We start from the raw sequence: 20190 nt of genomic DNA, 5'->3' as shown, positions 1-20190 counted from the left end.
GTCGACGATAGAACCTTTCGCGCGGCGGCGGTTCATAGCGGTGAGTGCGGCGTGTCAAATTTAGTGCTAAAACTCTAATTTCTGTTTAAAAACCAAAAAAGGAAGCAGTGATGACGGTGGCCTTCTGGTGTGTGTTGATCGCGATTTTCCTGCCTTACCTGTGCACGGGTGTGGCCAAGTTCAGCGGCGGTAAGTTCGGGCCCCGGCAGAACCATGATCCGCGTGCGTTCCTGGAAACGCTTGATGGGGTCGCCAAACGTGCGCACAACGCGCAGCTCAACAGTTTTGAAGTCACCCCGGCATTTGCGGCGGCGGTGATTGTCGCGCACCTGGCCGGCACGGCTGAGTTGGTGACGATCAATGTGCTGGCGGTGTTGTTTATCACCAGTCGCCTGCTGTACATCATTTGTTACCTGGCGGACTGGGCGATGTTGCGTTCACTGGTGTGGTTCGTGGGCATGGCGTTGATTGCGAGTTTCTTCTTCATCTCGATCTAAAGCCTGATAACAATCCCCTGTGGGAGCGGGCTTGCCCGCGAATGCGGCGTATCAGTAGCGAATTTGCTGGCTGACACTGCGTATTCGCGGGCAAGCCCGCTCCCACATTTTCGATCTTCAGCGCCTGTCAGCTCCCGGTAGTGACTTGCGGCACTTGTGGCAATGCTGCGCCTTTAGGCCACAACATCCAGATCTGCCCCTGCTGCTTCATATTCCCCGCCAGCTCACCCGCTGCTGCGCCAGTGCCCCAGAACAAGTCCGCACGCACTTCGCCGGTGATTGCACCGCCCGTGTCTTGCGCGGCTACAGGTCGCGCGATGGGCGAGCCATCCGGCTTGGTGGTGGACAGCCACAACAGACTGCCCAACGGAATCACCTTGCGATCCACCGCCACGCTGTAGCCGGCAGTCAAGGGTACGTTCAGCGAACCGCGCGGGCCTTCGTTGCTGTCGGGGCGCACGCTGAAGAACACGTAGCTGGGGTTGCTCGCCAGCAGTTCCGGGATGCGCTGCGGGTGGGCCTTGGCCCAGGCACTGATGGTGCCCATGGTCACGTCTTCTTTCTTCAACTCGCCTTGCTCCACCAGCCAACGCCCGATAGGGCGGTAGGGGTAGCCGTTCTGGTCGCCATAACCGATGCGCAGTTGGCGTCCGCCGGCCAGTTGGATACGGCCCGAGCCCTGGATCTGCAGGAATTGCAGGTCCATCGGGTCGGTCAGCCAGGCAATCGGCTTGGCGGTGGAGCCCTGGCCATTGATCGCACTGGCGTCGTCGTAAGGCTTGAGCACCCGGCCTTCGAGGCGGCCGCGCAGGCGCTTGCCCTTGAGTTCGGGGTAGATGCTTTCGAGGTTGACGATGATCAGGTCATCCGGCACGCCGTACACCGGCACGTCGGCTTTGGCGGTCTTGGTCAGGCTGCCGGGGTAGACCGGTTCGTAGTAGCCGGTGATCAGGCCGTTAGGCGTGTTGTCGGCCGAACGCAGGCCGAAGACATCCAGGCGCTCTTTGAGAAACCCGCGTACCGCCTCGGCATTGCCCGGCACCGTAGCCGCTGCGGCGCAGGTCGCGCCCCAGATCGGGTCGGCCTTGAGGCGTTGGCAGGCACTGCGCCAGGATTCAAAACCGGCCAGCAGGTCGCTGTCGGATACCGCCGGCAAGGCTTCCCAGGGGGCGCTCACATAGGTGGCCACGGCGTGGGGTTTGGAAGTTTCATCTTTGGCTGTTTCTTTCCCCGCATCGCAACCGGCAAGCAGCGCGATCAGCGGTAGAGCCCACGCCAGGCGGCGGCTCCAAGGGTTGAGGGTGACATTCATACACGTATTTCCTGAAGCGATTGCCCGCGCCGTAGCGCCTGCTGGGCAACCCTTATTATTAATAGGGCTATTGGTCTTTGTGGGCTGGGCGAGGATACTGGCCGCCGTTTCCCGTGACCCTGAAGCCACCATGACTTTTAAACGATTGACCGTTGTATTGCTGGCCTGCATGACACTGTCCGCCTGCGGCGGCGTTGATCCGAATTCGCCCTTGGGCCAGCGCAAGGCGATCTTCAAACAGATGCTCAAGACCGGCGAAGACCTGGGTGGCATGCTGCGTGGGCGCATCCCGTTCGACGGCGCCAAATTCGCTGAAGGTGCGGTCAAGCTGGACGCGTTGTCCCATGAGCCATGGAAGCACTTTCCGAGCGTGCGCGAAGAAGACCATAGCAGCGCCAAAGATGATGTCTGGCAGAAACAGGCGCAATTCCAGGAACTGGCCCGCAACCTTGAAACGGCCACCGGTGAATTGGTGACCGCCAGCCAGGTGCAGCCTTACAAGGCCAGCAACCTGGGGCCTGCGGTGCAGAAAGTCGAAGATGCCTGCAGCGCGTGCCATAAGCAGTTCCGCGACCACTAAGCGATTTTACTGGTCGAGCTCTTCCACAGCGTCCTGCAGCTCTTTACGCGACTCGGCAAGCTTGTCCTTACGCTTGTTGATCTTGTCCGCGTCGCCTTTTTTCATGGCCTTGTCGAGGTCGGCCTGACGGCGGCTGACTTCGTGCTTGGCGTCGAGCACCTTGTTTTCCCGTTCCTTTTTCAAGGACGCGTCGGTGCAATTGGCGGTGACTTCGCTCAGGGCTTTTTCCAGGCCGGCTTGCTGGGCGCTGTTGCCGTGGGCCTTGGCTTGTTCGATCTGGGCGCTGATGGCCTGGCGCTTGGCGGCGCAGCCGGTGAGTTGCGGGGCGTCTTCGGCGGCCAGCAACGGCGTGGCCATGAAGCTTGCGACGGTCAGCAGGGCAAACGGTGCGAGAAATTTCATGTGGAGCTCCAAGGTCGCAATCTGATGGCCGGGCGGGTTCAAAACCCGTCGATCCCGGCCGCGCGTAATGTTTCAGCCATGGCCAGCACCTGCGGGTCGCGAAAAAAGGCGCTCAATTGCGCCGCGCGACCGGGGCCGATGCCGTCGGTTGCCAGCCAGGCTTGGGTGTCTTTGGCAGCCAGGGTGTGCCAGCCGCCTTCCAGGTTGTTGCGTGCCGTAGGCGGTACGCCGAGGGCTTTGAGCCATTGTGCAAAGGGCCGTTGTCGCGCGCTGCGCAGGCTGTCGAGCACTCGCGCGCGACTGCGATCACCGAGGCCGTCAATGTTAGCAAGCTCTGCCGCATCCAGGGTCAACCAATCGAGAAAGCCTGCGATTAGACCGGCCTGGATCAATACGTTCCACGTCTCGCGGCCCACATGGGGCAGCGCCAGGCCCTGACTACTGCTGAGCCAGGTGAGGCGGGCGAGCAATTGCTCTTCGCAACCGGGGTCCAGTTGCCAGCAACTGAGGGCGTGAAAGGCGCCGGCGTCGGGGGCGTGCACCTCGACACGCTCGGTGTTGCGCAAAATCACCTCGTCCAACCGCGGGATCACCTGGCCGGCGAGGCTGATGGACACCTGATCGCCGGGGCGTATGTCCAGCGCTTGCCAGCGTTTCAATGAGCCGGCGCTGACGCGACTGATCTGCCGGTCATCCAGGCGCACCGGTTCCAGTTCCAGGATCGGCGTGATGCGCCCGGTGCGGCCGATCTTGAACTGCACCTTGCGCACCAGTGCCAGGGCCTTGGTGACCGGGTACTTCCACGCGACCACCCAGTAAGGCGCGCTGACTTTCCAGCGCTCGGCCGGTGCGCGCAATGCCTGGTGCAGTACCACCCCATCGCTGGCGAAGGGCAACGGGTGGGTGTACCAATAAGTGCGCCAGTGCGCGGCTTCGCTGATGCTCCGGACCGGCTGGCTGTAGCGCTGGCTGTCGGTGAAACCCAGGTGTGCGAGGGTATTCAGGCGTTCGCTGAATGAGGCCGGGCCGTCGGGCCAGGCCCAGACAAACAGGCCGATACCGGCGGCGTCGGCGTCGCTCAGCTGTTGGCGGTTCATCAGCCCGGCCACCTTGCTGCGGGCATTGAGCCCGCCGTGTACCGATTGCACATGGTCGGTGAGGCGCCAATAGAGTTCACCTTGCAGGACCAGGTCGATGGGCTCCGGCAGGTGCTGGACAATGCCGGGAATCCTGCGTGCGGCGGCTGACCAGTCCTGGCCCTGGAGACCGTCGCCGCGGCTGATCAACCGGCTCAGGCGGCCCTTGCGATACACCAGGGTCACAGCCACGCCATCGATCTTGGGCTGAATCCAGACATCCTGGCGGCTGCTCAGCCAGGCCTCGACAGCGTGTTCATCCAGGAGTTTTTCCAGGCCGGTATGGGCGACAGGGTGGGGGTGGGTGCCCCGGGAACTGGCCAGGGGGTTGTCTGCCGGCGCCGTGGGTTGGGGCGCGCACTCGCGCCAGCGGGCCAGGCGCTGGCGGGCCTGGTCGTAAAGCTCGTCGCTGATGGGGGACTGCCCGAGCCGGTGGTAACTGTCGTCCCACTGGCGGATCTGCGCGGACAGGCTGTTGATCTGTGTCCGGGCGTCATCGGGGCAATCCTCGGCCCACGCCCAAAAAGCGCACATGCTGAGTAAAAGAGCCATCACTGAACGCATCATGAGCATCCTTGCTCGGAAGGGGAACCCAGCCTAAATGATCCACACGCCCACAAAAAAGCCCCGACGGTGCGGGGCTTTTTACGGGGTGTTTCTGCTTACTTGAACAGGCCGCCCAGTGCTTTCACGGCGTCGTTCTTGTCGGCCTTGGCTTCGGTCGTTTGCTGCTTGGCGTCGGCCTTGGCCTGGGTTTCGGCGAGTTTGTCACAACCTTTGTTGACTTGGTCCTGCGCTGCTTTGAAGGCCTTCACGGACAGCGTGTCGTTCTTGGCTTCGGCGGCATCGATCTTGGTTTGCAGGTCTTTGGCGTGTTGCTGGCAGTCGCCGGAGTTGCCGCCCAGTTGGGAACTCAGGGCGCCGCTCAGTGCGCTCAAGTCGGTGCCGGCGTGAGCAGGCAGGGCGAACAGGCTGAGCAGAAGGGCAGCAGGGGCGAGCGTGGAGATGCGCATGAAAAACCTCAATGTTCGATTGCTCGCGCGCGGATGAATCCCGGGCTGGCGCAAGGCAATATCCAAATAAGGTGAAGGCCCGAGAGGGCGCGGATTCTAGTGGGCCATTATTTGGCCTGCAAGGTTTGGATCCAAAAAATGTGAACATCACCGCGAATCATCCGGCAATAAAAAGCCCCGCCGGGCGAACCCGGCAGGGCTTTGGGTACTGCGGGCGATTACAGGCCGGCAGCGACGCGCAGGTCGTTGGCGCGGTCGGTTTTTTCCCAGGTAAACGTGGTGAAGGTGTCGTCGCCAACCGTCTTCTGTGCAGGGGTGCGGCCGAAGTGGCCGTAGGCTGCGGTTTCCTGGTACATCGGGTGCAGCAGGTCGAGCATGGTGGTGATGGCGTACGGACGCAGGTCGAAGACCTCACGCACCAGCTTGACGATCTTGTCATCGCTGATCTTGCCGGTACCGAAGGTATTCAGCGAGATCGACGTAGGCTGGGCCACACCGATAGCGTAGGAAACCTGAATCTCGCAACGCTCGGCCAGGCCGGCCGCGACGATGTTCTTGGCCACGTAACGACCAGCATAGGCCGCCGAACGGTCAACCTTGGATGGGTCTTTGCCGGAGAACGCGCCGCCGCCGTGACGGGCCATGCCGCCGTAGCTGTCGACGATGATCTTGCGGCCGGTCAGGCCGCAGTCGCCCACTGGGCCACCGATGATGAACTGGCCAGTCGGGTTGATGTGGAACTGGGTGTCTTTGCTCAGCAGTTCGGCTGGCAGCACATGCTTGACGATCAGCTCCATCACGCCTTCGCGCAGGTCGGCGTAGGACACGTCCGGGTTGTGCTGGGTCGACAGTACGACAGCGTCGATACCGACGACTTTGCCGCCTTCGTAACGGCAGGTCACCTGGGACTTGGCGTCCGGACGCAGCCATGGCAGCAGGCCGGACTTGCGCGCTTCAGCCTGACGCTGCACCAGTTGGTGCGAGAAGGTGATCGGGGCTGGCATCAGCACGTCGGTTTCGTTGCTGGCATAGCCGAACATCAGGCCCTGGTCGCCGGCGCCCTGATCTTCAGGCTTGGCGCGGTCGACACCCTGGTTGATGTCGGGGGATTGCTTGCCGATGATGTTCATCACGCCGCAGGTCGCGCCGTCGAAGCCGACGTCGGAGCTGTTGTAGCCGATGTCGGTGATCACATCACGGACGATCTGCTCCAGGTCAACCCAGGCCGTGGTAGTCACTTCGCCAGCGATGATCGCTACACCGGTTTTCACCAGAGTCTCGCAGGCCACACGGGCGTGCTTGTCTTCAGCAATGATGGCGTCCAGCACCGCGTCAGAAATCTGGTCGGCGATTTTGTCCGGATGCCCTTCAGACACGGACTCGGAGGTGAAAAGGGAGTATTCGCTCATCTCGATGTTTTCCTGATATTTACCGATGGTGAGTGTCGCCAGCCGGTCGCTGAAAATGGCGGACCTGGATCTGGAAACCATTACGTAAACCTACATAGAGGCTTTCCCCGGGAACGAGTCCCGCAGCGGTGGCCCAACGGGCCAGATCGTCCTGTTCAAAACCCAACCAGAGATCACCGCAGGCCTCCTTGGCCCAATTCTGGTTGTGGCTGCATAAATCCGTAACCAACAGGCTACCGCCGGGGTGCAGGAGCCCGGCCATTTGCTTGAGGGCGTCGGCGGGGGCGGCGAAATGGTGCAAGACCATGTTCAGCACCACGCAGTCGGCCTGCAGGGTTGTGCCATTGAGCGCGTCAGCCAGTTGCAGCGTAACGTTGCCCAAAGCCTCGCGCTCGCAGAGCTGGCGCGCCAGTTCGAGCATCGCCGGGCTGTTGTCCAGCGCACTGACGTGCTTGAAACGGCATGCCAGGTCTGGCAGGAAACCACCATCCCCAGGGCCGACCTCCAGCGCGCTGGCTTCATCACTGAAGCTCAGCTTGTCCAGTAGCGCCAGTACGCTTTCGCGGTATTGGGGCAGACCGGCAATCAGGTCCTGTTGGGCGCGAAACTTCTCGGCCACCCGTGAGAAAAAGTCCTGGCTGGCCGCAGCACGCTGCCCGTGGACCTGGGCGATGCGCGCTTGCACGTCGCCCGGCAGGTTCAGGCCATCGACTTCTTCAAGCAGGGCGGCGTGCAGCTTGCCACCGAGCAGGTCGGTGTGGGGCAGGGCGCGACGGTAGAAGATCGCGTTGCCTTCGCGGCGGGTGGCCACCAGTTCGGCCTGGGCCAGCACCTTCAGGTGGTGGCTCATGCCGGATTGACCGATGGCGAAGATCTGCGCCAGTTCCAATACGCCAAACGAGTCGTTGGCCAGTGCGCGCAGTACGTTCAAACGCAACGGATCGCCGGCGGCCTTGCACAAGGCTGCCAGTTCATCGCCGTCATCGGGACGCAGGGAGGGCACGGGTAGATTCATAAGGCCAGCAGTCTAGTGACGGGTGCAAGGCATCGCAAGGTCAATATCAAAAAGTTTTGATATTGATCGATAAGTGGCGGTCATAAGCAAGCACTCCAGCCTTTAGACGAACGGGTGGCCGATTTCTGCAAGGGATTGGCGCACAAAGGGCAGGAAAAACCGCTCAAGTGACTATCTGTCATTGCCCGCAGGCGGTGGCTGAGGGAAAATGCCGGTCCTTTTTTCCGTTTCTTTTTATTCAAACCCCAGGAGATCAGCGATGCCCAGCCGTCGTGAGCGTGCCAACGCCATTCGTGCCCTCAGCATGGATGCCGTGCAAAAAGCCAACAGCGGCCATCCCGGTGCCCCGATGGGCATGGCGGATATCGCCGAGGTACTTTGGCGTGACTACCTGAAACACAACCCGAGCAATCCATCGTTCGCCGACCGTGACCGCTTTGTGCTGTCCAACGGCCACGGCTCGATGCTGATTTACTCGCTGCTGCACCTGACCGGCTACGACGTCACCATCGATGACCTCAAGAGCTTCCGCCAGCTGCACAGCCGCACCCCGGGTCACCCGGAATTCGGCTACACCCCAGGCGTCGAGACCACCACCGGTCCCCTGGGCCAAGGCCTGGCCAACGCCGTTGGCTTCGCGCTGGCTGAAAAAGTCCTGGGCGCACAATTCAACCGCCCTGGCCACGACATCGTCGACCACCACACCTACGTGTTCCTGGGTGATGGCTGCATGATGGAAGGCATTTCCCACGAAGTCGCATCCCTGGCCGGCACCCTGGGCCTGGGCAAGCTGATCGCCTTCTACGATGACAACGGCATCTCCATCGACGGCGAAGTCGAAGGCTGGTTCACCGATGACACCCCGAAGCGTTTCGAAGCCTACAACTGGCAGGTGATCCGCAACGTCGACGGCCACGATCCGGAAGAGATCAAGACCGCCATCGACACCGCTCGCAAGAGCGCACAGCCGACCCTGATCTGCTGCAAGACCACCATCGGCTTCGGTTCGCCGAACAAGCAAGGTAAAGAAGACTGCCACGGCGCCCCACTGGGTGACGCGGAAATCGCCCTGACCCGTGCTGCGCTGAAGTGGAACCACGGCCCGTTCGAAATCCCGGCCGACATCTACGCCGAATGGGATGCCAAGGAAAAAGGCCTGGCGACCGAAGCCGAGTGGGACCAGCGTTTCGCGGCCTACTCCGCCGAGTTCCCGGAGCTTGCCAACGAGCTGGTACGTCGTCTGGCCGGTGACCTGCCTGCCGACTTCTCGGAAAAAGCCTCGGCCTACATCGCCGAAGTCGCGGCCAAGGGCGAGACCATCGCCAGCCGTAAAGCCAGCCAGAACACCCTGAACGCCTTTGGCCCGCTGCTGCCGGAGATCCTCGGCGGTTCGGCCGACCTGGCCGGTTCCAACCTGACCCTGTGGAAAGGCTGCAAGGGCGTGACGGCGGAAGACGCCAGCGGCAACTACATGTACTACGGCGTACGTGAGTTCGGCATGAGCGCCATCATGAACGGCGTGTCCCTGCACGGCGGTCTGGTGCCTTACGGCGCGACCTTCCTGATGTTCATGGAATACGCACGCAACGCTGTGCGTATGGCTGCGCTGATGAAGAAGCGCGTGATCCACGTTTACACCCACGACTCCATCGGTCTGGGCGAAGACGGCCCGACGCACCAGCCGGTCGAGCAGCTGACCAGCTTGCGTACCACGCCGAACCTGGACACCTGGCGTCCAGCCGACGCGGTGGAATCCGCCGTGGCCTGGAAGCACGCCATCGAGCGCAAGGACGGCCCTTCGGCGCTGATCTTCTCGCGTCAGAACCTGCAACACCAAGTGCGTACCGACGCGCAGATCGCCGACATCGCCCGTGGCGGTTATGTGCTCAAGGACTGTGCTGGCGAGCCGGAGCTGATCCTGATCTCCACGGGTTCCGAAGTGGGCCTGACCGTTCAGGCTTACGACAAGCTGACTGAGCAAGGCCGCAAGGTGCGTGTGGTTTCGATCCCGTGCACCAGCGTGTTCGATGCCCAGGACGCCAGCTACAAGCAATCGGTCCTGCCGTTGCAGGTCAGCGCGCGTATCGCCATCGAAGCGGCTCACGCCGACTACTGGTACAAGTACGTGGGCCTGGAAGGCCGTGTGATCGGCATGACCACCTACGGTGAGTCGGCGCCGGCGCCAGCGTTGTTCGAAGAGTTCGGTTTCACCCTGGACAACATCCTGGGTCAGGCTGAAGAGCTGCTGGAAGACTAAGGCTGTAAATTGGGGTGGCTGTACCGACGCCTTCGCGAGCAAGCCCGCTCCCACATTAGATCGCGGTCTAAATGTGGGAGCGGGCTTGCTCGCGAAAGCGGTCTGACAGTCACCCCTTTACCCAAGGTAATCGAGAACCCCATGCCTCAACCGCGTCCCTACAAAGTTGCACTCAACGGCTACGGCCGCATTGGTCGTTGCGTCTTGCGTGCTCTGTTCGAGCGAGGGGCGGCTGCCGGGTTTGAAATTGTTGCGATCAACGATCTGGCCGACATGGCCAGCGTCGAATACCTGACACGCTTTGACTCCACCCACGGCCGTTTCCCAGGCGAAGTGCGGGTCGAGGGCGATTGTCTGCATATTAATGGCAACTGCGTGCAGGTCCTGCGCAGTGCCACCCCCGAAGGCATCGACTGGAAAGCACTGGGCGTCGACCTGGTGCTGGAGTGTTCCGGTGTCTATCACACCCGTGCCGATGGCCAGCGTTTCCTCGACGCCGGCGCGCCGCGTGTGCTGTTTTCCCAGCCGATGGCCAGCGAGGCGGATGTCGACGCCACCATCGTCTACGGCATCAACCAGGATTGCCTGACCGGCGCGGAGCTGTTGGTGTCCAACGCCTCCTGCACCACCAACTGCAGCGTGCCGCTGTTGCGCCTGCTGGATCAGGCGATTGGTGTGGACTACGTGTCGATCACCACGATTCACTCGGCGATGAACGACCAGCCGGTGATCGACGCCTACCACCATGAAGACCTGCGTCGTACGCGTTCGGCGTTCCAATCGGTGATTCCGGTGTCCACGGGCCTGGCGCGCGGCATCGAACGACTGCTGCCGGAACTTGCCGGGCGAATCCAGGCCAAAGCCGTACGGGTGCCGACGGTGAACGTGTCTTGCCTGGACATCACCATGCAGACCGTGAGCGACACCGATGCGACGGAGGTCAACCGGATCCTGCGCGACGCCGCCACCAGCGGCCCGCTCAAAGGCCTTTTGGCCTACACCGAGTTGCCCCACGCCAGTTGTGATTTCAACCATGACCCGCATTCGGCGATTGTCGATGCCAGCCAGACCCGCGTTTCCGGCCCGAGGCTGGTGAACATCCTGGCCTGGTTCGACAACGAATGGGGGTTTGCCAACCGCATGCTGGATGTTGCAGGACACTATCTGCACATCGCCTCCAAACAACCTCAACAGTAATTCAGGAACTGCGACCCATGACCGTGTTGAAGATGACCGACCTCGATCTGCAAGGTAAGCGCGTACTGATCCGCGAAGACCTCAACGTCCCAGTCAAGGACGGTGTTGTCACCAGCGATGCGCGAATCCTGGCCTCGCTGCCGACCATCAAGCTGGCCCTGGAAAAAGGTGCGGCCGTGATGGTCTGCTCCCACCTGGGTCGTCCGACCGAAGGTGAGTTCTCCGCCGAAAACAGCCTCAAGCCTGTAGCCGATTACCTGAGCAAGGCCCTGGGCCGCGAGGTGCCGCTGGTGGCTGACTACCTGGCTGGCGTCGACGTTAAAGCCGGCGACATCGTGCTGTTCGAAAACGTGCGCTTCAACAAGGGCGAGAAAAAGAACAGCGACGAACTGGCCCAGCAATACGCAGCGCTGTGCGACGTGTTCGTGATGGATGCATTCGGCACCGCTCACCGTGCCGAAGGTTCGACCCACGGCGTGGCCAAGTTCGCCAAAGTCGCCGCTGCGGGCCCTTTGCTGGCCGCTGAACTGGACGCACTGGGCAAGGCCCTGGGCGCGCCGGCGCAACCGATGGCGGCCATTGTTGCCGGTTCCAAAGTCTCCACCAAGCTGGACGTGCTCAACAGCCTGAGCCAGATCTGCAACCAGCTGATCGTTGGCGGCGGTATCGCCAACACCTTCCTGGCCGCCGCCGGCCACCCGGTGGGCAAGTCGCTGTACGAGCCGGACCTGCTCGACACCGCCCGCGCCATCGCCGCTAAAGTCAGCGTGCCATTGCCGGTAGACGTGGTCGTCGCCAAGGAATTCGCCGAGAGCGCCGAAGCCACCGTCAAGCTGATCGCAGACGTGGCTGCCGACGACATGATCCTGGACATTGGTCCGCAAACCGCGGCCAACTTTGCCGAACTGCTGAAAGCCTCCCAGACCATCCTGTGGAACGGCCCGGTCGGCGTATTCGAGTTCGACCAGTTCGGCAACGGCACCAAGGTGCTGGCCAAGGCCATCGCTGAGAGCTCGGCATTCTCGATTGCCGGCGGTGGCGACACCCTGGCGGCCATCGATAAATATGGCGTTGCTGATCAGATCTCCTACATTTCTACCGGGGGTGGCGCGTTCCTCGAGTTCGTCGAAGGCAAGGTCCTGCCGGCGGTTGAAGTGCTGGAAACACGGGCCAAAGGCTAAGGCGCGTGATCCGGAAAAGGAGCATTCCCATGATCAAGACGTTGGCATTGGTGATCGCAGCGGGCCTGTTGGCCGGCTGCGGCAGCACGCCGAACGCGGCGTCCGAGGCCGGAACGCCTGGGGCACAGCCGAAAAAAAGCTGCTACCAGGCTGACTGGCAAGCCGAGACCATGCCGGTGATCAACAAGCGTATCGGCAATGAACGGCTGGAGAAATACGACGCTGCGCCCAACGGTCAGGAACAGGGTTGTCCTTGACGGGTCTGATCAATTGGCGGCCGTTGGTCGCCTCACGAGGATTGGCAATGAAAGGCGTTTTCGCCCTGGCAGCCCTGGCCCTGTTGGCCGGCTGCAGCAGCATGAACATGTTCAACAAGGCAGAGCCTGCCGACAAGTGGACCACCTGGACCTGCGACAGCAAGGCCGAGGTCAACTGGCGCTTTGCCAATGCAGCCCGCAGTGAGGTGGACGTACGCCTCGGCGGTTCTGACCAGGTCTACCGCCTCAAGCAAGACGTCGCCGCCTCGGGTGCGCTGTACGCCAACGACCAATTGGCGTTTCACACAAAAGGTGAGGAAGGCCTGGTTTACTGGGTCGCCACCGACGATTTGATCGGCCGTGGCTGCAAAGCTCAATAGTTGGATCAATAGAGTTCAAATGTGGGAGCGGGCTTGCCCGCGAAAGCGGTGGGTCAGTTAGCGAATTCGGCATCTGGTACACCGCCATCGCAGGCAAGCCAGCTCCCACATTGACCCCGTTTCAACTTCAGATTGGTTAAATCCAATCAGCAATAACGATTCAGCAGGCCAGGCAAGCAAACCTGACCGGCAATAACTTGAATAGCAGTCGCCGCTACGGCAGGCTTGCACGATTAACGACCCTCGACCGGGAGAGACAACACAATGGCACTTATCAGCATGCGTCAAATGCTGGACCACGCAGCCGAATACGGCTACGGCGTCCCAGCCTTTAACGTCAACAACCTTGAGCAGATGCGCGCCATCATGGAAGCCGCTGACAAGACCGACTCCCCAGTGATCGTCCAGGCTTCGGCCGGTGCCCGCAAATACGCTGGCGCGCCGTTCCTGCGTCACCTGATCCTTGCCGCGATCGAAGAATTCCCGCACATCCCGGTGTGCATGCACCAGGACCACGGCACCAGCCCTGACGTGTGCCAGCGCTCCATCCAACTGGGCTTCAGCTCGGTGATGATGGACGGCTCCCTCGGCGAAGACGGCAAGACCCCGACCGACTACGAGTACAACGTACGCGTTACCCAACAAACCGTCGCCATGGCCCACGCCTGCGGCGTGTCGGTTGAAGGCGAGTTGGGCTGCCTGGGGTCCCTGGAAACCGGCATGGCCGGCGAAGAAGACGGCATCGGCGCCGAAGGCGTGCTGGATCACAGCCAGATGCTGACCGACCCGGAAGAAGCCGCTGACTTCGTCAAGAAGACCCAGGTCGACGCCCTGGCCATCGCCATCGGCACCAGCCACGGCGCCTACAAGTTCACCAAGCCACCTACCGGCGACGTGCTGGCCATCGACCGCATCAAGGAAATCCACAAGCGCATCCCCAACACCCACCTGGTGATGCACGGTTCTTCCTCGGTGCCGCAAGAATGGCTGGCGATCATCAACCAGTACGGCGGCGACATCAAAGAAACCTACGGCGTACCGGTTGAAGAAATCGTCGAAGGTATCAAGCACGGCGTGCGCAAGGTCAACATCGACACCGACCTGCGCCTGGCGTCCACGGGTGCGATGCGTCGCCTGATGGCTACCAACCCGAGCGAATTCGACCCGCGTAAGTTCTTCGGCGCCACTGTGACTGCGATGCGTGATGTGTGTATCGCGCGTTATGAAGCGTTTGGTACTGCCGGTAATGCTTCGAAGATCAAGCCGATCTCGTTGGAAGCGATGTACCAGCGGTATTTGAAAGGTGAGTTGAACGCCAAGGTCAACTAAGCCCCAAGCGTTTAAAAAGAAGCCCGCAGCGATGCGGGCTTTTTTGTGCCTGCTGGTTCAAATAACGGTAAACCGTAGATTCTGCGAGATAACGGTGTAAGTTCCGGATGCATTGGTCTGTTCGAAATAAATGTCGTAGGTGCCAGGTGAATTGAATTTGAATGGTGCCTCCGCCTCGTAGTGCTCTTGCTTGTTGGTAATGAATGCCTGCAAGCGGGCAGCGGTCAGCAGCGTGGTGATAACAGTCACCCTCGGGAAACCGGCAGAGGGAACCGGGTACAAATAATAGGTCACCGTGTCATTGATCCGGGTGTCTACGTCGAGCAGGTGATAGAGGACGAGGTACCTGATGTTGATACTGACTACCGGCAAAGTCTGAGGGCCGGTTGAAAACCCCCCCGGTGGCACCGCGTTATATATCTTGGGTTGGTTGCCCGATGAAAATCCGGAGACAGGAGCTTGAGCAATAGAAATTAAGCTGGGCATCAACTACTCCGGGGTAACGTGGCTATCGGCAGGACAATCTCTGGCTCAGTCACTCAACTGCGTCCGACGTTGTGATCTGAGTGCGGTGCCGTGTGCCAAGTCTAAAGGGAGTTGATGTGCCCTCCACCTGTGAAACTTGACAGTGTTTTATAGGTGTTGGCTATATCGACGGTTTTTTCCATTCCCCAGTGTGTTGAAGAATGAAAAAAACCGTGCTGACAGCGTGTCGGTGTTCAGTCGTGATCAATATCCAACTTTGCAAAGGTCACCTTCGCGCCTTCCTTGCTATCTCCACTGTTGTCCTGCACATACGCCCCCGCCTTGAAATACAACGGCTTCGCCCCCCACGCCGCACCAATGCGTTCGTTCCACTCGCCATCCGCGGCATACACGCTGAGCAACCCTGCCTTATTCAGATTGATCACATAGGTGAAGCTCTTCTGCAGCGGCACATTCGAAGCGACGATCACTACCCGCCCTTCATCCTCATCCGGGCGCATGCGCACTTTGGCGACGATGTTGCCGGTCTGGGTCTTCTCCTTGAATTGATACTCCAGCTTGATCAGCGGTTTCTGGCTGTCGTAGGCGTGAATCTGCCCGATCACGATCTTGCCCGAGGATGGCACTTGATTGACCGCCAGGGTCGCGCGCAGGAAGTTGTCCGCATCCGGGTAGGTCCAGTTGCGCAAACGCCCATCGGCGTAGGTTTCGCGCAGTTCGCTGCGTGGGTAGATGGCGTTTTCGGTGCGGGTGCCGGTCACCGGGGTCCAGAACTGCACGTTGCTGCCTTCGGCCTGGAAGTATTGATCGTTAAAGCCGCTCATCAGCTTTGGCGTATCGATGGTCGCAGGCGGGGAGCCGACAGGGATGCTCAGGTTCCAGGTAGAGAGGTCGATCATGGCGTAGGCCTTTTTACAGAGGGGTGAAAGCTTTGGCCCGGAGGCCAGACAAGTTCTTTATAGGCGGTGCTTGTCCGGTTGTTAAACACTGGTTGGCAACTTATTGGCGTCAGCGAAATGTCAAAAAGCCATGTTTCCCATGAACCGCGGGCTGTAGCGGTTGACCGTTAGTCGGCTGACTGAACTTTGCGTCTATCATGGCATCCACGTCACTTCTGATTTTCAGGAACCGGGTCTAGAGTGAAGCCTCAGGGTTTGTCCGGGTTTTCTCTCAAAAATGACCGGAATTGCACCTTAAGGAAGAGAAGCAGCATGGATTGCGCTCCACACAACGGCGATGGCAGTTCGGTTCTTTTGGTGGTCGACGACTACCCGGAAAACCTCATCAGCATGCGTGCGCTTTTGCAGCGTGAAGATTGGCGGGTGATGACCGCCGCGTCCGGCATGGAAGCGCTGGAATTACTGTTGGCCCACGAAGTCGACCTGGTCCTGCTGGACGTGCGCATGCCCGGCATGGACGGTTTTGAAGTGGCGCGGCTGATGCGTGGCAGCCAGCGCACGCGCATGACCCCGATTATTTTTCTCACCGCCAATGCGCAGTCGCCCGCCGCCGTGCAGGAAGGTTATGCCAGCGGGGCGATCGACTACCTGTTCAAGCCGTTTGACCCGCATATCCTCAAGCCCAAGGTTCAGGCATTGCTGGAACACCAGCGCAACCGCCGGGCCTTGCAGCGCCTGAGTCATGACCTGGAGTCCGCCCGCGCCTTTAATGCCTCGGTGTTGGACAACGCCGCCGAGGGCATTCTGGTGGTGGGCGAGGGCAGTGTGATCCAGTACGCCAACCCGGCGATTTCGCGGTTGTTGAACGCCACGATGCTCGAGTTGCAGGGCGAGAGCTTCCTGAGCTTCCTGCAAAAGCCCCACGTGCCCGCCTGGCTGAGCTTCCCCATGTATGAGGCGTACTGCAAAGGTGAGACGTGGCGCCTGCACGACGCCATTTTGCGCACCAGTCGCGGCCAGCAGGTGGCGGTGGCCTTGTCCAGCGCGCCATTGCCCGCCGAGCAGAAGGCCATGGTGGTGACGGTGCTGGACATGTCCGAAGTGCGCCACCTGCATCAGCAACTGGAGTTTCAGGCGGTGACCGACCCGTTGACCGGCCTGCTGAACCGGCGCGGCTTCTACCAGGCGGTGGAAAGCACGTTGCTGCGCAGCGAACGCAACGAGAACGCACTGGTGCTGCTGTACCTGGACCTCGATGGTTTCAAGCGGGTCAACGACTCCCTCGGCCATGATGCGGGGGATCGTGTGTTGCGTTGGGTCTCGGAACAGATGCAGGCATGCCTGCGCTCCTACGACATCCTGGGGCGCATGGGGGGCGACGAATTCACCGCGCTGCTGGAGCTGGAATTCCCCGAGCAAGCGGCGAAGATTGCAGAAAAACTCATCGAGCGCGTGTCGATCTGCCAGCAGGTTGACGGCCTGGATGTGATGCTTGGCGTGAGCATCGGCATCGCGACGTTCCCCGACTGCGGCGCGGACTTGAGCGGCCTGTTGCGTGCAGCCGACATCGCCATGTACGAAGCCAAGCGCGCCGGGCGTCAGCAGTATCGCTATTACGATCAAGACATGAACGGCCGCGCCCGCTCACGCCTGATGCTGGAAGACAGCGTGCGCATGGCCATCGAGAACAGAGATTTCACACTGGTGTACCAACCCCAGGTGTCGCTGCTGGACGGGCGTTTACGTGGCGTCGAGGCGTTGTTGCGCTGGCAGCACCCCAGTGTCGGTGATGTGCCGCCAGGGCTGTTTTTGCCGCTGCTGGAAGAGGCGCGGTTGATCAGCCAGTTGAGCGCCTGGATCTACCAGCAAGTCGCCGCCCAGCGCCAGGCCTGGCAAACGTTTGACCCGGAGTTGGTGCTGAGCGTCAGCCTGAGCGGCAACCAGTTCAATATGCCCAACCTCGCCGCCCAGTTGCAGCAGGTGGTAGAGCGCCATGGGTTGCAGGGACGCCAGCTGGAAGTGGAGATCAGCGAAGACTGCCTGACCAGCAACCTGGAAGAGTCGGCCAAGCAACTCAAGCTGCTGCGCCAGATTGGGGTGCGCATCGCACTGGATGACTTTGGTTGCGGCCATTGTTCCCTGGCCCATCTGCGTGACCTTGAGTTCGACACCCTCAAGCTCGACCCGCAACTGGTCGCCCGTTTGCCGGGATCGACCCGGGATGCGGCGATGGCGCGCAGCATCATCGAACTGTGCGGACACTTTGATGTGCTGGTGGTTGCCGAAGGGGTGGCCACCCAGGCGCAGGCGGATTGGCTCAAGGCCAGTGGTTGCGCGTTTGCCCAGGGCCCGCTGATTGCGCAACCGCTGATGGCCGACGAAGTCGCCAGCTGGCCGCACCCTCGGCAGGTCTGAATTCGTTACACTGGCGGCCATTCGAACCCTGTTGCAGACCCCATGACCGCGCTGAAATACCTCCAGGCCTATCCCGCTGCGCTCCAGGAGCAAGTGCGCCAACTGATCGCCAAGGACCAGTTGGGCGCCTACCTTGAGCAGCGCTACCCTGAACGTCACGCCGTGCAGAGCGACAAGGCCCTGTACGCCTACGCCCTGGCCTTGAAGCAGGAGCACCTGCGCAACGCGCCGGCCATCGACAAAGTGCTGTTCGACAACCGCCTGGACCTGACCCACCGCGCCCTCGGCCTGCATACGACGATTTCACGGGTGCAGGGCGGCAATCTCAAATCCAAGAAAGAAATCCGCATCGCGGCGCTGTTCAAGGACGCGGCGCCGGAGTTCCTGCGCATGATCGTCGTTCACGAACTGGCGCACTTCAAGGAATCGGACCACAACAAGGCATTCTACAAACTCTGCGACTACATGATGCCGGGCTACCATCAGGTGGAATTCGACCTGCGGGTGTACCTCACGTATCGCGACCTGCAAGGCAAGCCCTGACCGCATAAGGCGACCGACCATGGATGTGAGCAAGACCAAGAGCAGCTTCTACCGCCGTCTGTACGTGGCGTACCTGATCGACAGCGGGCTGGCGAGCAATGTGCCGGCATTGACCGACGTCACCGGCATGCCCCGGCGCACGGCGCAGGACACGATTGCGGCGTTGGCCGACTTGGACATCGTGTGTGAGTTCGAGCAGGAAGACGGGGCGCGCAATCATGCGGGGCAGTATCGGATCCGCAGTTGGGGGGCGATTGATCGGGGGTGGATTGCGGGGAATCTGGCTTCGGTGAAGCAGGTGTTGGGGTATCCCTGAGGTTTGGTGGTGAAGGGGCTGACGCCTTCGCGAGCAAGCCCGCTCCCACACTTGACCGAGTTCTGGCATGAGAATGCGGTCAAAATGTGGGAGCTGGCTTGCCTGCGATGGGGCCCTCAGGAGCGCCGCATCCCAATATGCGGAATGTCATCCTCCAGATATTCCTCCCCCGCCACCACAAACCCATACCGCCCGTAATACCCCTGCAAATGGGCCTGGGCCGACAGAAAGATCGGCGTCTCGGGCCAGATGTCGGCAATCCGCTTGAGCGTCTCTTCCATCATCTGGTGGCCCAAGCCGGTGCCCCGCGCCACCGGCGCCACGATCACCCGGCCGATGACCACATCGCCGCCCTGGGACTCCGGGTCCAGCAGGCGCAGGTAGGCCACCAACTGGTCATCCTGCCAGGCCATCAGGTGGTGGGTGTCGCCTTCCAGATCCTGCCCGTCGATGTCTTGGTAGACGCACTTTTGCTCGACGACGAACACCTCGCCACGCAGGCGCAGGATCTCGTACAGCTGCTCCTTGCCCAGGTCGGTGTGATGTTTGCAGACCCAATCGACTGTCATGGCGAAATCTCTTATCAGTAGGTGTTCTGGATAGTAAGCGCGACGAGCGATTGTGTCTAAATCAGCTATTTTTTGTGAGTGAAATCAATTTGCCATCATTGGGTGCATTCGCCGCCCGTTTCTTTGTGTAATCTTGAGCTACTGTTAGAACCTCTGGGCCCGCCAAGGATGTTGAGCATGCCGCGATTGTTTCGTGCCGTTGCTTTGATTGGAGTGTTGTTGCTGGCCCAGCCGGCGTTCGCACAGCGTTTACGCTTGGTGGCGGATGCCTGGCCTCCCTTTACCGATGCCACCTTGATCAATGGCGGCTTGGCCACCGACATCGTCAGCACAGCCTTGGCCCGTGCCGGCTACGCCAGTGATTTCGAGCAGGTGCCCTGGGCCCGTGCGCTGATGGGCGTGGGTGACGGGCGCTACGACGTGCTGGTCAATGCCTGGTACGACGATGCCCGTACCCGGCTGGGCCAGTTTTCCGGCGAGTACCTGCTCAACCGCGTGCGTATCATCAAGCGACGCGACGACCCTATCGAGTTCAACAACCTTGAGCAATTGCACGCGTACCCCATCGCGGTGGTGCGCGGCTATGCCTACTCCGCAGCGTTCGACGGCGATGCGCAGTTGCAGAAAGTCCCGGTGCACAGCTTCGCCATGGCCGTGCGCATGCTGGCGGCGCAACGGGTACGGCTGACGGTGGAGGATGAGTATGTGGCGCGCTATTACCTGGCACGGGAGTCGCCCAAGGTGCGCAATGCGGTGGAGTTTCTACCCACACCGTTGAGTGAAAACAGCCTGCATATCCTGGTGAGCCTGAAGAACCCCGAGCATGCACAGATCGTTGCCAGTTTTGATCGGGAGATTGCCCGGATGAAGGATGATGGCAGTTATGCGCGGTTGATGAAGGCGCATGGGATGTAGTGCCTGGAAGGGCCTCATCGCGGGCAAGCCCGCTCCCACATTTGAAATGCATTTATCTGTAGGAATGCATTCCCCTGTGGGA

Annotated in this window: 21 protein-coding genes; 12 read left to right on the top strand and 9 right to left on the bottom strand. The window is 60.9% G+C overall.

Annotation, left to right across the window (positions count from 1 at the left end; genetic code table 11):
- Positions 1-110: 110 nt before the first annotated feature.
- Positions 111-497 carry an MAPEG family protein gene (locus IB241_RS19945; RefSeq protein WP_192299926.1) on the top strand — a complete coding sequence of 129 codons (387 nt, stop codon included), beginning with the start codon at positions 111-113 and terminating at the stop codon, positions 495-497.
- A 127-nt stretch (positions 498-624) separates the two neighbouring features.
- Here the strand turns inward: IB241_RS19945 and IB241_RS19940 are convergent, their stop codons facing one another.
- Entirely contained in the window at positions 625-1809 is a 1185-nt protein-coding gene (locus IB241_RS19940) for a murein transglycosylase A (RefSeq protein ID WP_192299925.1), read from the bottom strand.
- Positions 1810-1939: 130 nt separating this feature from the next.
- Here IB241_RS19940 and IB241_RS19935 point away from each other — a divergent pair, with 130 nt between their 5' ends.
- On the top strand, positions 1940-2389 hold the full coding sequence (locus IB241_RS19935; protein WP_192299924.1) for a c-type cytochrome: 450 nt from the start codon (positions 1940-1942) through the stop codon (positions 2387-2389).
- A gap of 6 nt (positions 2390-2395) precedes the next feature.
- Here the strand turns inward: IB241_RS19935 and IB241_RS19930 are convergent, their stop codons facing one another.
- The 5 genes from IB241_RS19930 to IB241_RS19910 all read right to left on the bottom strand — a co-directional run bounded on the left by IB241_RS19930 (position 2396) and on the right by IB241_RS19910 (position 7364).
- Positions 2396-2791: a DUF1090 domain-containing protein gene (locus tag IB241_RS19930; RefSeq protein WP_192299923.1), complete on the bottom strand. Its 396-nt coding sequence runs from the start codon at positions 2789-2791 to the stop codon at positions 2396-2398.
- A gap of 38 nt (positions 2792-2829) precedes the next feature.
- Complete coding sequence (ligB, locus tag IB241_RS19925; RefSeq protein ID WP_192299922.1) at positions 2830-4494, bottom strand: NAD-dependent DNA ligase LigB; 1665 nt, start codon at positions 4492-4494, stop codon at positions 2830-2832.
- 95 nt (positions 4495-4589) lie between these two features.
- Positions 4590-4940, bottom strand: a complete 351-nt coding sequence (locus IB241_RS19920; protein ID WP_192299921.1) for a hypothetical protein — start codon at positions 4938-4940, stop codon at positions 4590-4592.
- Positions 4941-5158: 218 nt separating this feature from the next.
- Entirely contained in the window at positions 5159-6349 is a 1191-nt protein-coding gene (gene metK / locus IB241_RS19915) for a methionine adenosyltransferase (RefSeq protein ID WP_192299920.1), read from the bottom strand.
- 19 nt (positions 6350-6368) lie between these two features.
- On the bottom strand, positions 6369-7364 hold the full coding sequence (locus tag IB241_RS19910) for an ArsR/SmtB family transcription factor (protein WP_192299919.1): 996 nt from the start codon (positions 7362-7364) through the stop codon (positions 6369-6371).
- Positions 7365-7623: 259 nt separating this feature from the next.
- On the opposite strand from IB241_RS19910, the gene tkt reads away from it, so the two are divergent.
- The 6 genes from tkt to fba all read left to right on the top strand — a co-directional run bounded on the left by tkt (position 7624) and on the right by fba (position 13965).
- Positions 7624-9621, top strand: a complete 1998-nt coding sequence (tkt, locus tag IB241_RS19905; protein ID WP_192299918.1) for a transketolase — start codon at positions 7624-7626, stop codon at positions 9619-9621.
- Between the two features lie 141 nt (positions 9622-9762).
- Positions 9763-10818 carry an erythrose-4-phosphate dehydrogenase gene (epd, locus tag IB241_RS19900; protein ID WP_192299917.1) on the top strand — a complete coding sequence of 352 codons (1056 nt, stop codon included), beginning with the start codon at positions 9763-9765 and terminating at the stop codon, positions 10816-10818.
- A 17-nt stretch (positions 10819-10835) separates the two neighbouring features.
- The gene (locus IB241_RS19895) at positions 10836-11999 is read left to right on the top strand and encodes a phosphoglycerate kinase (protein ID WP_192299916.1); all 1164 of its coding nucleotides are present in this window, start codon (positions 10836-10838) and stop codon (positions 11997-11999) included.
- A 29-nt stretch (positions 12000-12028) separates the two neighbouring features.
- Positions 12029-12256, top strand: coding sequence for a hypothetical protein (locus IB241_RS19890; protein WP_192299915.1), 228 nt, complete (start codon positions 12029-12031; stop codon positions 12254-12256).
- A gap of 47 nt (positions 12257-12303) precedes the next feature.
- The gene (locus IB241_RS19885) at positions 12304-12636 is read left to right on the top strand and encodes an MliC family protein (protein WP_192299914.1); all 333 of its coding nucleotides are present in this window, start codon (positions 12304-12306) and stop codon (positions 12634-12636) included.
- A gap of 264 nt (positions 12637-12900) precedes the next feature.
- Positions 12901-13965, top strand: coding sequence for a class II fructose-bisphosphate aldolase (gene fba / locus IB241_RS19880; protein WP_192299913.1), 1065 nt, complete (start codon positions 12901-12903; stop codon positions 13963-13965).
- A gap of 57 nt (positions 13966-14022) precedes the next feature.
- On the opposite strand, the gene IB241_RS19875 is transcribed toward fba, so the two are convergent.
- Complete coding sequence (locus IB241_RS19875; protein ID WP_192299912.1) at positions 14023-14451, bottom strand: hypothetical protein; 429 nt, start codon at positions 14449-14451, stop codon at positions 14023-14025.
- Between the two features lie 233 nt (positions 14452-14684).
- On the bottom strand, positions 14685-15350 hold the full coding sequence (locus IB241_RS19870) for a polysaccharide lyase family 7 protein (protein WP_192299911.1): 666 nt from the start codon (positions 15348-15350) through the stop codon (positions 14685-14687).
- A 312-nt stretch (positions 15351-15662) separates the two neighbouring features.
- Between IB241_RS19870 and IB241_RS19865 the strand changes: the two genes are divergently transcribed.
- From IB241_RS19865 to IB241_RS19855, 3 genes are read left to right on the top strand one after another with little or no spacing between them, the layout of a single operon-like run.
- A complete protein-coding gene (locus tag IB241_RS19865; RefSeq protein ID WP_192299910.1) occupies positions 15663-17765 on the top strand; it encodes a putative bifunctional diguanylate cyclase/phosphodiesterase in 2103 nt (700 codons plus the stop codon).
- A gap of 42 nt (positions 17766-17807) precedes the next feature.
- Complete coding sequence (locus IB241_RS19860; RefSeq protein WP_017735682.1) at positions 17808-18308, top strand: M48 family metallopeptidase; 501 nt, start codon at positions 17808-17810, stop codon at positions 18306-18308.
- A gap of 19 nt (positions 18309-18327) precedes the next feature.
- The gene (locus IB241_RS19855) at positions 18328-18624 is read left to right on the top strand and encodes a winged helix-turn-helix domain-containing protein (protein WP_192299909.1); all 297 of its coding nucleotides are present in this window, start codon (positions 18328-18330) and stop codon (positions 18622-18624) included.
- A 116-nt stretch (positions 18625-18740) separates the two neighbouring features.
- Here IB241_RS19855 and IB241_RS19850 read toward each other — a convergent pair whose 3' ends face one another.
- Positions 18741-19193 carry a GNAT family N-acetyltransferase gene (locus IB241_RS19850; RefSeq protein ID WP_192299908.1) on the bottom strand — a complete coding sequence of 151 codons (453 nt, stop codon included), beginning with the start codon at positions 19191-19193 and terminating at the stop codon, positions 18741-18743.
- A 177-nt stretch (positions 19194-19370) separates the two neighbouring features.
- On the opposite strand from IB241_RS19850, the gene IB241_RS19845 reads away from it, so the two are divergent.
- Complete coding sequence (locus IB241_RS19845; RefSeq protein ID WP_192299907.1) at positions 19371-20108, top strand: substrate-binding periplasmic protein; 738 nt, start codon at positions 19371-19373, stop codon at positions 20106-20108.
- Positions 20109-20190 lie beyond the last annotated feature (82 nt).

Source organism: Pseudomonas sp. PDM05, from assembly GCF_014851685.1.
In the GTDB taxonomy this organism is placed as follows: domain Bacteria; phylum Pseudomonadota; class Gammaproteobacteria; order Pseudomonadales; family Pseudomonadaceae; genus Aquipseudomonas.
The sequence above is the reverse complement of the archived record's forward strand: the minus strand, read 5'-3'. Positions and strand labels throughout refer to the sequence as shown.

Coding starts and splice junctions, on each gene's coding strand:
- IB241_RS19945 (WP_192299926.1), top strand. CDS start 111: ATGACGGTGGCCTTCTGGTGTGTGTTGATCGCGATTTTCCTGCCTTAC.
- IB241_RS19940 (WP_192299925.1), bottom strand. CDS start 1,809: ATGAATGTCACCCTCAACCCTTGGAGCCGCCGCCTGGCGTGGGCTCTA.
- IB241_RS19935 (WP_192299924.1), top strand. CDS start 1,940: ATGACTTTTAAACGATTGACCGTTGTATTGCTGGCCTGCATGACACTG.
- IB241_RS19930 (WP_192299923.1), bottom strand. CDS start 2,791: ATGAAATTTCTCGCACCGTTTGCCCTGCTGACCGTCGCAAGCTTCATG.
- ligB (WP_192299922.1), bottom strand. CDS start 4,494: ATGATGCGTTCAGTGATGGCTCTTTTACTCAGCATGTGCGCTTTTTGG.
- IB241_RS19920 (WP_192299921.1), bottom strand. CDS start 4,940: ATGCGCATCTCCACGCTCGCCCCTGCTGCCCTTCTGCTCAGCCTGTTC.
- metK (WP_192299920.1), bottom strand. CDS start 6,349: ATGAGCGAATACTCCCTTTTCACCTCCGAGTCCGTGTCTGAAGGGCAT.
- IB241_RS19910 (WP_192299919.1), bottom strand. CDS start 7,364: ATGAATCTACCCGTGCCCTCCCTGCGTCCCGATGACGGCGATGAACTG.
- tkt (WP_192299918.1), top strand. CDS start 7,624: ATGCCCAGCCGTCGTGAGCGTGCCAACGCCATTCGTGCCCTCAGCATG.
- epd (WP_192299917.1), top strand. CDS start 9,763: ATGCCTCAACCGCGTCCCTACAAAGTTGCACTCAACGGCTACGGCCGC.
- IB241_RS19895 (WP_192299916.1), top strand. CDS start 10,836: ATGACCGTGTTGAAGATGACCGACCTCGATCTGCAAGGTAAGCGCGTA.
- IB241_RS19890 (WP_192299915.1), top strand. CDS start 12,029: ATGATCAAGACGTTGGCATTGGTGATCGCAGCGGGCCTGTTGGCCGGC.
- IB241_RS19885 (WP_192299914.1), top strand. CDS start 12,304: ATGAAAGGCGTTTTCGCCCTGGCAGCCCTGGCCCTGTTGGCCGGCTGC.
- fba (WP_192299913.1), top strand. CDS start 12,901: ATGGCACTTATCAGCATGCGTCAAATGCTGGACCACGCAGCCGAATAC.
- IB241_RS19875 (WP_192299912.1), bottom strand. CDS start 14,451: ATGCCCAGCTTAATTTCTATTGCTCAAGCTCCTGTCTCCGGATTTTCA.
- IB241_RS19870 (WP_192299911.1), bottom strand. CDS start 15,350: ATGATCGACCTCTCTACCTGGAACCTGAGCATCCCTGTCGGCTCCCCG.
- IB241_RS19865 (WP_192299910.1), top strand. CDS start 15,663: ATGGATTGCGCTCCACACAACGGCGATGGCAGTTCGGTTCTTTTGGTG.
- IB241_RS19860 (WP_017735682.1), top strand. CDS start 17,808: ATGACCGCGCTGAAATACCTCCAGGCCTATCCCGCTGCGCTCCAGGAG.
- IB241_RS19855 (WP_192299909.1), top strand. CDS start 18,328: ATGGATGTGAGCAAGACCAAGAGCAGCTTCTACCGCCGTCTGTACGTG.
- IB241_RS19850 (WP_192299908.1), bottom strand. CDS start 19,193: ATGACAGTCGATTGGGTCTGCAAACATCACACCGACCTGGGCAAGGAG.
- IB241_RS19845 (WP_192299907.1), top strand. CDS start 19,371: ATGCCGCGATTGTTTCGTGCCGTTGCTTTGATTGGAGTGTTGTTGCTG.